Source organism: Sphingobium salicis subsp. salicis (assembly GCF_049472635.1).
GTDB classification, from domain to species: Bacteria; Pseudomonadota; Alphaproteobacteria; order Sphingomonadales; family Sphingomonadaceae; genus Sphingobium; species Sphingobium yanoikuyae_A.
The window spans coordinates 4,196,168-4,210,642 of the sequence record NZ_JAYRCS010000001.1; the positions used below are offsets into that span (position 1 = coordinate 4,196,168).

Annotated in this window: 11 protein-coding genes; 9 read left to right on the forward strand and 2 right to left on the reverse strand. The window is 65.7% G+C overall.

Annotated elements, in window-relative coordinates; genetic code table 11:
- Positions 1-27 precede the first annotated feature (27 nt).
- The 9 genes from ispG (at position 28) to VHN57_RS20330 (ending at position 9,026) form a co-directional block, all read left to right on the forward strand.
- Entirely contained in the window at positions 28-1,173 is a 1,146-nt protein-coding gene (ispG, locus tag VHN57_RS20290; protein WP_063975989.1) for a flavodoxin-dependent (E)-4-hydroxy-3-methylbut-2-enyl-diphosphate synthase, read from the forward strand.
- A complete protein-coding gene (locus VHN57_RS20295; RefSeq protein ID WP_004209215.1) occupies positions 1,170-1,400 on the forward strand; it encodes a hypothetical protein in 231 nt (76 codons plus the stop codon). The genes ispG and VHN57_RS20295 overlap by 4 nt, the downstream gene beginning before the upstream one ends.
- Before the next feature lie 15 nt (positions 1,401-1,415).
- Positions 1,416-2,333 (forward strand): DMT family transporter, encoded by a 918-nt coding sequence (locus VHN57_RS20300; RefSeq protein ID WP_423285073.1) that lies wholly within the window; start codon positions 1,416-1,418, stop codon positions 2,331-2,333.
- Positions 2,330-2,821 carry a GNAT family N-acetyltransferase gene (locus VHN57_RS20305; RefSeq protein ID WP_423285075.1) on the forward strand — a complete coding sequence of 164 codons (492 nt, stop codon included), beginning with the start codon at positions 2,330-2,332 and terminating at the stop codon, positions 2,819-2,821. The genes VHN57_RS20300 and VHN57_RS20305 overlap by 4 nt, the downstream gene beginning before the upstream one ends.
- 231 nt (positions 2,822-3,052) lie before the next feature.
- A complete protein-coding gene (locus tag VHN57_RS20310) occupies positions 3,053-5,377 on the forward strand; it encodes an FtsK/SpoIIIE family DNA translocase (RefSeq protein WP_017499423.1) in 2,325 nt (774 codons plus the stop codon).
- 407 nt (positions 5,378-5,784) lie between these two features.
- Entirely contained in the window at positions 5,785-6,423 is a 639-nt protein-coding gene (locus VHN57_RS20315; protein ID WP_004209221.1) for a LolA family protein, read from the forward strand.
- A gap of 247 nt (positions 6,424-6,670) precedes the next feature.
- Positions 6,671-7,468, forward strand: a complete 798-nt coding sequence (gene xth / locus VHN57_RS20320; protein ID WP_284112826.1) for an exodeoxyribonuclease III — start codon at positions 6,671-6,673, stop codon at positions 7,466-7,468.
- The gene (gene ribA, locus VHN57_RS20325) at positions 7,468-8,529 is read left to right on the forward strand and encodes a GTP cyclohydrolase II (protein ID WP_284112825.1); all 1,062 of its coding nucleotides are present in this window, start codon (positions 7,468-7,470) and stop codon (positions 8,527-8,529) included. Before xth ends, ribA begins: the two co-directional genes overlap by 1 nt.
- Complete coding sequence (locus tag VHN57_RS20330; protein ID WP_284112824.1) at positions 8,526-9,026, forward strand: L,D-transpeptidase family protein; 501 nt, start codon at positions 8,526-8,528, stop codon at positions 9,024-9,026. The genes ribA and VHN57_RS20330 overlap by 4 nt, the downstream gene beginning before the upstream one ends.
- 7 nt (positions 9,027-9,033) lie before the next feature.
- On the opposite strand, the gene VHN57_RS20335 is transcribed toward VHN57_RS20330, so the two are convergent.
- Positions 9,034-11,796 carry a [protein-PII] uridylyltransferase gene (locus VHN57_RS20335; protein WP_423285079.1) on the reverse strand — a complete coding sequence of 921 codons (2,763 nt, stop codon included), beginning with the start codon at positions 11,794-11,796 and terminating at the stop codon, positions 9,034-9,036.
- Positions 11,797-11,805: 9 nt separating this feature from the next.
- Positions 11,806-14,448 carry a DNA mismatch repair protein MutS gene (gene mutS, locus VHN57_RS20340; protein WP_284112822.1) on the reverse strand — a complete coding sequence of 881 codons (2,643 nt, stop codon included), beginning with the start codon at positions 14,446-14,448 and terminating at the stop codon, positions 11,806-11,808.
- Positions 14,449-14,475: the final 27 nt, after the last annotated feature.

Genomic DNA, 14,475 nt, shown 5'->3' on the forward strand with positions numbered 1-14,475 from the left:
GGCTCCAGAGATCTGGAGCCCCTTTTCATGTCCGAACATAATCCCGGCCTGCGCCCCTGGCGCGACATCGCCCGACGGCAGTCGCGGCAGATCATGGTCGGCAACGTCCCCGTGGGCGGCGGCGCGCCGGTCACGGTGCAGACCATGACCAACACGCTGACCCATGACGTCAAGGCGACGATCGACCAGATTCGTCGCTGCGAGGATGCCGGCGTCGACATCATCCGCGTGTCCTGCCCTGACGAGGAATCGACCGCGGCGCTGAAACAGATCGTCCGCGCCGCGCGCGTGCCGATCGTCGCCGACATCCATTTCCACTATAAGCGCGCGCTGGAAGCGGCCGATGCCGGTGCTGCCTGCCTGCGCATCAATCCCGGCAATATCGGTTCGGCCGCGCGGGTGAAGGAAGTGGTGGACGCCGCCAAGGCCAATAATTGCTCGATCCGCATCGGCGTCAACGCCGGCAGCCTGGAACGCGACCTGCTCGAAAAATATGGTGAGCCTTGCCCGGAAGCGCTGGTCGAAAGCGCGCTCGACCATATCAAGCTGCTGCAGGACCAGGATTTCCACGAATATAAGGTCGCGGTGAAGGCGAGCGACGTGTTCCTGGCGGTCGCGGCCTATATGCAACTGGCCGATGCGGTCGATTGCCCGCTGCATCTGGGCATCACCGAAGCCGGCGGCCTGATCGGCGGCACGGTCAAGAGCGCGATCGGCATCGGTAACCTGCTCTGGGCTGGCATTGGCGACACGATCCGCGTTTCGCTTTCGGCCGAACCGGAAGAGGAAGTGCGGGTCGGCTATGAGATGCTCAAGACGCTCGGCATCCGCACCCGCGGCGTCAAGGTCATCTCCTGCCCCAGCTGCGCGCGGCAGGGCTTCGACGTGATCCGTACCGTCCAGGCGCTGGAGGAACGGCTGCAGCATATCAACACGCCGCTCTCGCTTTCGGTGCTGGGCTGCGTCGTCAACGGTCCGGGCGAAGCGCGCGAGACCGATATCGGCCTCACTGGCGGCGGCAATGGCAAGCATATGGTCTATCTGTCGGGCGTCACCGATCACACGATCCAGGATGCCGACATGGTCGACCATATCGTCAGGCTGGTCGAGGCCAAGGCGGCCGAGATCGAAGCGGCGGCAACCGACGCGGGACAGGTCCAGGCGGCGGAATGACGGACAGCGCCGACCGGTCCGCCATCGCCCATGGCGCAAGCGCCACGGGTGCGCAGGCGGTCGGCGCGTCCGCTATTGGGACATTGGCCCTGGGCGCGATTGCATTGGGGGCAATAGCGGTTGGCGCCTTGGCCATCGGTCGCCTGCGCATCGGCAAGGCACGGATCACCCGGCTTCATATCGACGAATTGCATATCGGCAGGATCGTCGGCCCCGGTCGCGACTGATCCCGTCACCCGTCGATGGATCGTCCGCTTTCCTCTCCCCGCAGCCCGTCCGTGCTGCTGCCCTTCCTCATCTGTTGCCTTGGCGTCGCGCTCTTTTCGGTGATGGACGCGGCGATGAAGGGGCTCAGCCTCTCGATCGGCCTTTATAACGCGCTGCTCTGGCGCGCGATCACCGGCAGCCTGCTCGGGCTGGTCCTGATGCTCGCCACCCGTCAGCGCTGGCCAAACCTTTCCGTGCTGCGCCTGCATCTGCTGCGTGGCGTTGTCGTGGCGCTGATGGCCAGCTTCTTTTTCTGGGCGATCATGCGCCTGCCACTGGCCGAAGCCATCGCCCTCTCCTTCATCGCGCCGCTGATCGCGCTCTATCTGGCAGCACTGCTGCTCAAGGAACGGATCGGGCGGCAGGCGATCGGTGCCTCGCTGCTTGGTCTGGTCGGGGTGGGCGTGATCCTGTCGGGGCGGATGCGCGGCGACTATGATGGCGATGCGCTGATGGGGGCGGGCGCGGTGCTGCTCTCGGCGATGCTGTTCGCCTGGAACCTGATCCTCCAGCGCCAGCAGGCCCAGCTCGCCTCGCCGATCGAGGTCGCCTTCTTCCAGCATCTGGTCATGCTGGGCGTGTTTGCGATCGGCGCGCCGGTCTGGGCGACCGTGCCGATCGGAGCGGCGGTGCCGCTGGTGCTGCTGGCCGCCATCCTGGCCTTCACCTCTCTCGCCGCGCTCGCCTGGGCCTATGCGCGTGCGGAGGCCCAGCGGCTGATCCCGGTCGAATATACCGCCTTCGTCTGGGCCGCGATCTTCGGCTGGCTGGCCTTTGGCGAGCAACTGACGCTCACCACCCTTGCCGGTGCCTTGTTGATCGTCGCCGGCTGCCTTATCGCCGCGCGCACGAAACGGGCGGATATCGCCCATGTGGAAGCGGGAGCGGCATGAGCAAGGTCATCATCAGGGACGCGCAATCAACGGATATCGATACCATCGCGAATTTCATCCTGGCGCTCGCGGACTATGAGAAGCTGGCCCATGAAGTGAAGGCCGACCGCGAGACGCTGGCCCGCTATCTGTTCGGACCCCGGCCGATGGCGGAGGTGCTGATCGCCGAACATGATGGCGCGCCGATCGGCTTTGCCCTCTTCTTCCACAATTTCTCGACCTTCGAGGGGCGTCCGGGCCTCTATCTGGAGGATCTGTTCGTCCTGCCCGAAGTGCGGGGATTAGGCGCCGGCAAGGCGCTGCTCGCCCGTCTCGCCCAATTGGCGATCGCGCGCGATTGCGCCCGGCTCGAATGGTCGGTGCTCGACTGGAACGCGCCGGCGATCGCCTTCTACCGGGCGCTCGGCGCCCGGCCGATGGACGAATGGACCGTGCAGCGTGTCGATGGCGATGCGCTCAGCGCCCTCGCATCGCATCCTGCAGGCTGACGCCCAGCAGCACGATCGCAAAGCTGCTCAGGGCAATCACGACAAAGGCGGGATAGAAAGAGGCGAACATGGCGACATCTCCTTTCGCCGCCTATTTTGCGCCAGCGCCCCAGGCGCGTGACATACGCAATGTTGCGGATGGGGTGGGACGAGCCGAGGGGCCGCAGGCTTGACGAGGACTCCTGGCTCGGCGCATTGTGCCGGAACGGAACATTTGGGGGACATTTGACCATGGCTGTCAGCCGCGGAGCCAAGCGCGCGCCGGAATGGCGCGAAATGCTCAAGCGCAGCATCGTGCGCAGCGGCGCGCTGATCGGGGCGATCTCGCTGTTTCTGGCGACCCTGTTCCTGGCGCTGGCGCTGCTGAGCTATCAGCCCAGCGACCCGTCGATGAACACGGTGGCGGGCGATCATGTCGCCAATATCATGCGCGCGCCCGGCGCCATGGTGGCCGACATGCTGCTGCTGCTGTTCGGCGTGCCGATCGCGCTGCTGCTGCCGCTGATGGGGATTACCGCCCGTCGCCTGTGGGGCGATCATGAGATGATTGGGTGGAAGGCGCAGTTCGGCAAATGCCTGGTCGGCATCATCCTGATCGGCATCGCGCTCGCCCTGTTCCAGCCCGATCCGCTGGTCGGCCTGCCCTCCGGCTGGGGCGGCATGATCGGCCTTGTCACCGCCAAGGGGGTGATGAGCCTGACCGCCCAGGCGCCGGCCGCGCAGGGCTGGATCATCGGCATATTGGTGGTCGTGGCCATGCTGGCAGGCCTCTTCGTCTGGTATCGCAGCCTGGCGCTGGAAAAGCCGATCTTCACCATCCGCCGCCCGACCCTGCCCCGGCTCAGCCTGCCGCGCCCCTCGCTCGCCTTTGCAGGACAGGGAGGAGCGGTCGATCTGGACGAGGATGATGACGGCCCGGTCGAACGGGTGATCGCGCCGCGCAAGCAGGTGTCGAACGAGCCCAAGCCGCCGATCACCATCCAGGCGCCCAAGCCCGCCCCGGTGCAGCGCTCGACCGCGCCGGTGTCGCAGGATGATCTGTTCGGCCACAGCTCGCTGCCGTCGGCCGACCTGCTCAATCCGATTCCCGCCAATCAGGGCCAGAAGATTGACAAGGCGGCGCTGGAACGCAACGCCCGCCTGCTGGAGAGCGTGCTCGACGACTTCCATGTGAAGGGCAATATCGTCGAGGTCCGTCCCGGTCCCGTCGTCACCATGTATGAGCTGGAGCCGGCACCGGGCATCAAGGCGAGCCGCGTGATCGCGCTGGCCGACGATATCGCGCGCAACATGTCGGCGCTGTCGGCGCGCGTCGCGACCATTCCCGGCCGCACCGTCATCGGCATCGAACTGCCCAACACCAATCGTGAGGGCGTGTCCTTCCGCGAACTCATCACCAGCGAGCAGTTCGGTGCGGAAGCGACCCTGCCGATCATCCTGGGCAAGAATATCTCGGGCGAGCCGATCATCGCCGATCTGGCGCCGATGCCGCATCTGCTGATCGCAGGCACCACCGGTTCGGGTAAGTCGGTCGGGCTCAACGCCATGATCCTGTCGCTGCTCTACCGCATGACGCCGGACCAGCTGCGCCTGATCATGATCGATCCCAAGATGCTGGAACTGTCGACCTATGACGACATCCCGCATCTGCTCGCCCCCGTCGTGACCGAACCGAGCAAGGCGATCCGCGCGCTCAAATGGGCGGTCGAGCAGATGGAGGATCGCTATCGCATGATGGCGTCGATCTCGGTCCGCAACCTCGCCAATTACAACGAGAAGGTTCGCGCCGCCAAGGCCAAGGGCAAGCCGCTCGGCCGCCGTGTCCAGACCGGCTATGACCCGGAAAGCGGCAAGCCGATCTATGAGGAAGAGCAGCTGGATTTCCAGCCGCTGCCGCAGATCGTGGTGGTGGTCGACGAGCTGGCCGACCTCATGATGACGGCGGGCAAGGAAGTCGAATTCCTGATCCAGCGTCTGGCGCAGAAGGCGCGTGCTGCCGGCATCCACCTGATTCTCGCGACCCAGCGGCCTTCGGTCGACGTCATCACCGGCGTCATCAAGGCGAACCTGCCGACCCGCATCAGCTTCTTCGTGACCAGCAAGATCGACAGCCGCACCATCCTGGGCGAACAGGGGGCCGAGCAGCTGCTGGGCAAGGGCGACATGCTCTACATGCATGGTGGCAAGGGCCTGATGCGCGTTCATGGTCCCTTCGTTTCGGACGATGAAGTGCGCGTGGTTGCCGACCATTGGCGCGCGCAGGGGGCACCCGATTATATCCAGGCGGTCACGGAAGAGCCGGAAGAAGGCAGCTTCGCGCTCGACGGCGTGGACCTGGGCGATGACAGCCCGGACGCGCAGCTGTTCCGCAAGGCCTGCCAGCTGGTGTTCGAGAATCAGAAGGCCTCGACCAGCTGGCTGCAGCGCCAGCTGCGAGTCGGCTACAACAGTGCCGCACGCCTGATCGAACGGATGGAGGAAGAAGGGCTGGTCGGCCCGCCCAACCATGTCGGTCGCCGCGAAGTGCTGCGTGACGAGAATGGCAATCCGCTCTGACGCTACGAAATGCCTGTTTTCCTTGAGCGATTGCGTTCCGTGCAACCATGCTTGCTGCCTTCGCATTTGTCGTGACAGGGGCTTTGGGACATTAGGAACAGGCCTTTCAGGCATCCTCTCCTAAAAACTTTTCAGGCTGATCTTCGGATCAGCCTTTTTTTTGTCCGCGAATCGGTCTAGGCAGGCGTCGCTGCTGCCGCGCCGATAAACATAATTGGAGCGGTGCCGCCGGTAAGACCGGCATGGCGAGGCGGGAGCACGGGGGATCGAGCCAGCCATTTCACGGCCGCTCTCCCCCGTCTGGTCTTTCCGATCGATCCTTTCCCTTCGATGGAACAGCAAGGTTCACAGCGGGTTCAAGCCCCACCTCCTATGCCCCCTTTTCCGAACAACCCGGAGATGATTGCATGAAGCGCATCCTCGCGCCTGTCGCCCTGTCCCTCGCCACCGCGCTGGTTGCTGTGCCGGCGGGCTATGCCCTTGCCCAGCAGGCGGCACCGTCCGACCTCAATCAGGTCAATGCCTATATCCGCGCCGTCACCACCCTGACCGCCGATTTCAGCCAGACCGACCGCAATGGCCAGGTGCTGACCGGCAAGCTGACCCTGAAGCAGCCGGGCAAGATCCGCTTCCAATATGAAAAGGGCGTGCCGCTGCTGATCGTGGGTGATGGCAAGGCGCTGACCCTGATCGACTATGAGGTGCGCCAGGTGCAGCGCTGGCCGATCGGCAATTCGCCGCTGGCCGCGCTGATCGACCCGACCAAGGATCTGTCGAAATTCGGCACCGTCGTGCCCACCGGCGACCCGACCGTGCTGAGCGTGCAGGCGAAAGACCCCAAGCGGCCCGAATTCGGCACCATCACCATGATCTTCAAGCGCAAGCCTGCGTCGCCGGCCGGGCTGGAGCTGTATGGCTGGGTCGCGCTCGACGCGCAGAATAATCGCACGGCGGTGCGTCTGTCGAACCAGCAATATGGCGTGCCGGTTGCTGATTCCGCCTTCCGCTGGACCGATCCGCGTCCGCGCGGCCGTCCGAACGGCTAGGGCGGGCCGCAGGAACGATGGGCTGAAAACTTTCTGCCATCGTTCATCTGCCGCTCATATCGGATCGCCTAGATAGAGATCACGGCGAGAGACGCAGACCGGGATTTCCCCCCTGTTACCCGGCACACCGCTCCCGTCGCAAAGCGCTTCAAGGGCGCGATCGAGACCCCCGTTCCACGCCCCCGGAGCGGGGGTCTTACTTTGTCCGGCGCTTGCGCGCGGGCGCGCGGCACCCTAGGTGCTTTTCATGGCCGATACCCTTTCGATTGCATCCTGGAACATCAACAGCGTCCGCGCCCGGATCGACATCGTCGAACGCTTCCTGACCGAAGAAGCGCCCGACATTCTCTGCCTGCAGGAAACCAAGGTGGTGAACGAGATTTTCCCCACCGACATGTTCAAGCGCCTGGGCTATGTCCATCAGGTGCTGAACGGTCAGCGCATGCATCATGGTGTTGCGATCATGAGCAAGGTGCCGATCCATGAGGATGACCGGTTTGACTGGCAGGCCAATGGCGAAGCCCGCCATGTCGGCATCCGCCTCGACAATGGTGTGCGGATCGAGAATGTCTATGTTCCCGCCGGCGGCGATGTCGCCGACCGCACGGTCAATCCCAAATTCGGCCAGAAGCTCGACTTTATCGAGCGGATGATCGAATGGTCCGGCGCGCTCGACAACAAGCCGACCATCCTGACCGGCGACTTCAACATCGCGCCGCTGGAATGCGACGTCTGGAGCCACAAGCAGCTGCTCGACGTGGTCAGCCATACGCCTCAAGAATGCGAACTGCTGGGCCGGTTGCAGGCGTCGAACGACTGGGTCGATATCGGCCGCCATTTCCACCCTGCCCCGGCGCGTCTCTACACCTGGTGGAGCTATCGCGCGAAGGATTGGGCGGCGTCGGATCGCGGCCGTCGCCTCGACCATATGTGGATGACCAAGGATATCGCCAACAAGGCGGTCGCTCACCGTGTCGTCGAACCCGCGCGCAGCTGGGAAAAGCCGTCCGATCATATCCCGATCATCACCGAGTTCGCCTTCTGATGAACGGGCGGGACGCTGCCCGCGCCATCGATGCGCTGCGTCGCGGCTGGGCGATCCGCCTGACCGCGCCCGATGGCGCGATCCGGCTGATGGCGATCGAGGGTGCGGATGCGGTGACGCTGGCCGATTTCGATCCGCAGGGGCAGGCCGATATCCTGATTTCTGCCGCCCGCGCCGAGACGCTGAAGCTCGCCAACCAGCTGGCGGCGGCCGATCCCGACCTGCCGGTACTGATCGAACGAGCGCCGTGGATCGACGCGGATGTCGCGACCTCGATTTCCGATCCGGTGCTGGACCTCGCCTCGCCGCTCAAGGGGCCGTTCCGTGCGCGGGCCTTGCCGGCGCCCCAGGCGGCCAAGGCCGCCCTGCGCCTGGCCCGGCTGGCCGGTATCCTGCCCGCCTATTTCCTGCTCGAAGGCGACGGCCCGGTCGAGGCGGACGTCAGCGCCGATGATGTCGGCGATTATGACGATGCCATCCACCTCGCCATCGCGACCCGTGCCCGCCTGCCGGTATCGGCAAGCGAGAGCGCGGAGATCATCGCCTTCCGCAGCCCCGACGAGCCGCGCGAACATGTCGCGCTGGTGGTCGGCAAGCGCGATGCATCGCCCCCGGTCATCCGCATCCACAGCGAATGCCTGACCGGTGACGTGTTCGGCAGCCTGAAATGCGATTGCGGCCCGCAATTGCATCAGGCGCTGCATCAGATCGCCGATGCGCAATGGGGCGTGCTGCTCTACCTGCGTCAGGAGGGCCGGGGTATCGGCCTCGTCAACAAGCTGCGCGCCTATGCGCTGCAGGATCAGGGCTTCGACACGGTCGACGCCAATGTGCGGCTGGGCTTCGCGATCGACGCGCGCGACTTCTCGGTCGCGGCGCGGATGCTCGACCTGCTCGGCATTGGCGGGGTGCGGCTGCTCACCAACAATCCGCAGAAGGTGGCCGGGTTGCAGGCGGCAGGGATCGAGGTGGTCGAACGATTGCCGATCATCCTGCCGGCCAACCCGCACAATGAACGCTATCTCGCCACCAAGCGCGACCGGACCGGCCACCAGCTATGAGCGTCATCCATGTCGATGTCGCCACCGGGCGACTGCGCTTCGGCGATCTCGACATGGCCTGCACCATCGGCCGCAGCGGCGCCTGCGCGGCCGCCGAAAAGCGCGAAGGCGATGGCTGCACCCCCTTGGGCAATTGGCCGATCCGTGCGGTGCTGCTGCGCCCCGGCAAGGTCTCCACCACCGGCATCGCCCTGCCCTGGCGCTGGATCCATGCGGGGGATGGTTGGTCGGACGATCCGGCCGATCCCGCCTATAACCGTCCCGTGCGCCTGCCCCGGCCCTTCTCGACCGAAAGCCTGCAGCGCAGCGACGATGCCTATGACGTGATCGTCATCCTGGGCCATAATGATGCGCCGCCGGTGCCGGGCATGGGCAGCGCTATCTTCTTCCATCTGTCCGAAGGACGTCCGACCGCCGGCTGCGTCGCGGTCGACCGCGACGACATGCTGCGCCTGTTGCCATTGCTGTCACCCGGCGACGTCATGACCATTGCCTGAGTAGCAATCAGGCGCGCTCCAGTGCCTCGCCCACTTCGCCGCCGGCCGCCTCCAGCAGCCGCCGTTCCAGCGTCTGCAACCGCGCCTTGCTCTCGATCTTCCCGCCCAGCAGGTCGGTGACATAGAAGGTGTCGACCGCGCGCTCGCCATAGGTGGCGACATGGGCGCTGTGGACCGTCACCTTCGACTGGAACAGCGCATTGGCCAGGCTGAACAGCAGCGCCGGCCGATCGCGGGCATTCACCTCGATCACGGTGAAGCGGTTCGACGCCTTGTTGTCGATCAACACATTGGGCTCGATGCGGAAGGCTTCGGCGCGGGTGCGGGGCAGCGGGCGCGCTTCCAGCTTGGTGATCATGCGGTGGCGGTTCGACAGGGAGTCCTCGATCGCCGCCTTGATCCGCGCCAGCTGCTCGGGACTGTGGAAGGCGCCGCCCAGCGGATCCTGCACCAGGAAATTGTCGATCGCGACGCCATCGCGCGTCGTATGGATGCGCGCGTCGATGATGTTGCCGCCAGCCAGGTGAATCGCGCCGGCAATGCGGTAGAACAGGCCCGGATGGTCGGTCGCATAGACAGTGACCAGCGTGGCACCACGTTGTGGATAATATTGCGCGGCAATCGACAGCGAGGAGTCGCCCGCTTCCAATATATGCCGCGCATTATGGACCAGGATATCGTCCGGTTCGGCGATCCAGTAGCTTTCGGGCATGCGGCCGCTAAAGGCGGCGAAGGTCGCCTCATCCATGCCCAGCGCCTGGCGCAGCGCCTCCTGCTTGGCGGCAACGCGCTCGCTGCGGCCCTTCTGCTTGTGGCCCAGGCGCAGCACTTCCTCGGCCGCATCATAGAGGTCGCCCAGCAACTGCCGCTTCCAGCTGTTCCAGACGCCCGGCCCCACCGCGCGGATATCGACCACGGTCAGGCATAGCAGCAGGCGCAGCCGCTCGGGGCTCTGCACGACTTCGACGAAATCGAGGATCGTCTTGTAGTCGGCCAGGTCGCGCTTGAAGGCGGTGGCCGACATCAGCAGGTGGTAACGCACCAGCCAGGCGACGGTCTCGGTCTCGGCGGCGGTCAGGCCCAGGCGCGGGCAGAGATGTTCTGCCACTTCCGCGCCCAATATGCTGTGGTCGCCGCCGCGCCCCTTGGCGATGTCATGCAGCAGCACCGCGACATAGAGCACCCGGCGCGACAATATCTTGCCCATCAGCTCGGTCGCCAGCGGATGGTCGGTGGCCAGTTCGCCCTTCTCGATTCGGGCCAGCAGCCCGACCGCGCGGATGGTATGCTCGTCCACCGTATAATGATGGTACATGTCGAACTGCATCTGCGCCACGACGCGACGGAAATCGGGGATGAACCGACCGAACACGGTGGACTCGTTCATCCAGCGCAGCACCGTTTCCGGGTCGCGCGGGCTGGTCAGCACATCCATGAAGGCGGCGTTGGCGCGTGCGTCCTTGCGCACCTTGGCGGTGATCAGGCCGGCGTCGCGGCTGGCCGCGCGCATCGCGCTCGGATGAATCTGCAGCCCATGCCTGTCGGCCACCGCGAATATCTCGACCAGGCGAACTGGATCGGCCTGGAAGAAATCGTCGCTCGGCAGCGCCAGCCGCCCGCGATCCAGCACGAAACCATCCAGTTTCTTGGGCCGGCGAAAGATGGACGGAATATAGCGGCGTCCGCGTTCGGCCAGCTGGTCGTCCAGATGTGCCAGGAACACCGCGGTCAGGTCGCCGACCGCCTTCGCGTTGAGGAAATAATAGCGCATGAAGCGCTCGACCCCGGATCGTCCGGCGCGCGCGGTGAAGTGCATCCGCGTCGCGGTTTCCAGCTGCAGGTCGAAGGTGAGCCGATCCTCGGCCCGGCCAGTGATGGTGTGCAGGTGGCACCGCACCGCCCACAGGAAATCCTCGGCCTTCTGAAACTGGCGCAGCTCGGTTTCGGTCAGCAGTCCGACATCGACCAGTTCGGCGACCGATTTCACCCGGTTCACATATTTGCCGATCCAGAAGAGTGTGTGCAGGTCGCGCAGGCCGCCCTTGCCCTCCTTGACATTGGGCTCGACAACATAGCGGCTGTCGCCCATTCGGCGGTGGCGCTCGTCGCGTTCCTCCAGCTTCTCGGTGACGAAGGTGCGGGCGGTGCCCTGCATGATCTCGCTGTCGAAGCGGGCGGCCACTTCCTCGTAAAGCGCTCGATCGCCCCACACATAGCGCGCTTCCAGCAGGGCGGTGCGCACGGTGAGGTCGGCCTTGGCCATTCGCATCGTCTCGTCGATCGAACGGCTGCTATGGCCGACCTTCAGCCCCAGATCCCACAGCGAATAGAGCATGGATTCGATGATCTGTTCGGTCCAGCCGGTCGGCTTCCATGGGGTGATGAAGCCGATGTCGACATCGCTGTGCGGCGCCATCTCGCCCCGGCCATAGCCGCCGACGGCGATCAGCACGATCCGTTCGCCAGTGCTGCGATTGCTGGCCGGATAGAGATGGTGGGTGGTGGCGTCGTAGAGCAGCCGCAATATCTGGTCGATCAGGAAAGCGAAGGCCGTGACTGCCTCGCGCCCGCGAGTCGGCTTGGCCTCCAACCGGCGCGCGACATCCGCGCGGCCATGCTCCAAAGCCGCCTTCAGTTCCTTGACGATCAGCCCGCGCAGCTTGATCGGATCGCCCCGGTGCTCCTGCGCCAGGGCGTTGATGCTGTCGGAAATCGCGCGCCGGTCAATGATCGCGCGGCGCGACCCCAGGCTGGGGAACTGCATGACCATGGCTCTCGTCTACTCGTGGTGACTGGCGGCGGCCAGTTGTTTCAACCGATATATGTGATCGAGTGCCTCACGCGGGGACAGAGCGTCGGCATCGATGTCATCCAGTGCGTTGCGCAGCGGATCGACCACCTCTTCGGCTTGGGTCGCGACGCTGGCGAACAGCGGCAGGTCGTCCAGCCCCGCGGCAATGCCGCCGGTCTTCGCCTTGCCTGCCTCCAGCCGGCCCAGCACATCCTTGGCGCGCTTGAGCACCAGGGGCGGCAAGCCGGCAAGCCGCGCCACCGCCAGGCCATAGCTGCGATCGGCCGGCCCTTCGGCCAGTTCGTGCAGAAGCACCAGATCGCCCTTCCATTCGCGCGCCCGCACATGATGCAGCGACAGCGCATCGAGCGTTTCAGACAGGCGCGTCAGTTCATGATAATGGGTGGCGAACAGGCAGCGGCAGCGATTGACCTCATGCACCGCCTCGACCACCGCCCAGGCGAGCGCGAGGCCATCATAGGTGGATGTACCGCGCCCGACCTCGTCCAGGATGACGAAACTATGTTCGGTCGCCTGCGCCAGGATCGCCGCGGTCTCGACCATCTCGACCATGAAGGTCGACCGGCCGCGCGCCAGATTGTCGGAGGCGCCGACGCGGCTGAACAGGCGGTCGACCAGGGTCAGCGTCGCCGATTCCGCCGGTACGAAGGCACCGGCCTGGGCCAGGATGACGACCAGTGCGTTCTGCCGCAGGAAGGTCGATTTACCGCCCATGTTCGGGCCGGTAACCAGCCACAACCGGTCGGTCGCGACCAGCCGGCAATCATTGGCGACGAAGGGCTGGCCCTGCGCGCGCAGCGCATCCTCGACCACAGGGTGGCGGCCGCCGACAATGTCGAGGCAGGGGCCAACCCCGTCCTCGATCACGAAATGGGGGCGTTGCCAGCCGCCTTCGGCCGCCCGCTCGGCCAGCGCGGCGGCAACATCCAGCCGCGCCAGCGCATCGGCAGCGCGGGCGATGTCGGCCTTGCGGTCCAGCACCGCCTCGATCAGCGTTTCGAGATGGGCAGCTTCCGCCACCAGCGCATGGGCGCCGGCCTGCGCCACGCGTCCGGCCTGTTCGTGCAGGTCGATCGAGTTGAAGCGCACGACCCCGGCCAGCGTCTGGCGATGGGTGAAGCCGCTTTCGGGCTGCATCAGCTGGTCGGCGGCGCGGGCCGGCACCTCGACATGATAGCCCAGCACGCCATTATGACGGATCTTGAGCGCGCTGATCCCGGTCTGCTCGCGATATTGCGCCTCCAGCGCGGCGATCGCGCGGCGGCCGTCGCCAGCCAGGCGGCGCAGCTCATCCAACGCGGGATCGAAGCCGTCGGCGATATAGCCGCCATTATTGGTCTCGGTCGGCGGACTGGGCACCAATGCGCGCGCCAGCGCATCGACCAGCGCGCCATGACCGTCGAGCGCCGGCAGCAATTGCGTCAGCAACAGCGGCTGATCGGCCAGGCGCCCCAACCGCTCGCGCAGCAATCGCGCTTCGCCCAGGCCGTCGCGCAATTGGCCGAGGTCGCGCGGGCTGCCCCGCCCCACGGCGACACGGCCGAGCGCACGGCCGATGTCGGGCAACGCGCGCAGTGCTGCCCGCAACTGACTGCGCAGCGTCGCGTCATCATGGAACAACTGCACCAGGCCCAGCCGCGCGTCGATCAGCGGCGCATCCATCAGCGGCGCCGACAGATCCTGTGCCAGCAGCCGGGCGCCGGCCCCGGTGACGGTCCGGTCGACCGCGCCCAACAGGCTGCCCGCCCGCGTGCCGCCAGTGGTCGCGACGATTTCCAGGCTCTCGCGCGTCGCCGCGTCGATGGCGACATGGGCGCCGCTGGTCTTGCGGAGCGGGGGCGCCAGGAAGGGCAGCGTGCCCTTCCCCGCATGATCGAGATAGGCAATCAGACCGCCCATCGCTGCCAGTTCGGCGCGGCTGAACTGGCCGAAACCATCCAGCGTCGCGACCGCGAACAGGCGCTTGAGCGCTTCTTCCGCGCGGGTGCTGGAAAAGGCCGCCTTGTCGAACGGATGGCTGTTGGCGACCTCCAATGTCGACCCTTCGGCAATCACCACTTCACTCGGCCGCAAGCGGGCGAGTTCGGCGGGCAGGTCGTCGGCGCGCACCGTCATCGTCTCGAACCGGCCGGTTGAGATGTCGGCGGCGGCCAGGCCCAGATCACCTTCCCCGCCTGTCTGCGCGAGCGCCACCAGCATATTGTCGCGCCGGCTGTCGAGCAGGGTTTCCTCGGTCAGCGTGCCGGCGGTGACGTAGCGGACGATCGCGCGTGCCACGAGCGCCTTGCCGCCCCGTGCCTTGGCTTCGGCCGGCGTCTCGGTCTGCTCGGCAATGGCGACGCGATGGCCGCCCTTGATCAGTCGGGCCAGGTAGGATTCGGCGCTATGCACCGGCACGCCGCACATCGGGATCGGCTGCCCGGCATGTTCGCCACGGCTGGTGAGCGCAATGTCGAGCGTCGCGGCCGCCATCTTGGCGTCATCGAAGAAGAGTTCGAAGAAATCGCCCATGCGGTAGAAGAGCAGGCAATCCTGCGCCTCTGCCTTGAGGGTGAAATATTGTGCCATCATGGGGGTAGGCTGGGTGGTGGTGGAGGTCGAATTGGCCATGGGGCAAGCGGATAGCCTGATCGCTCG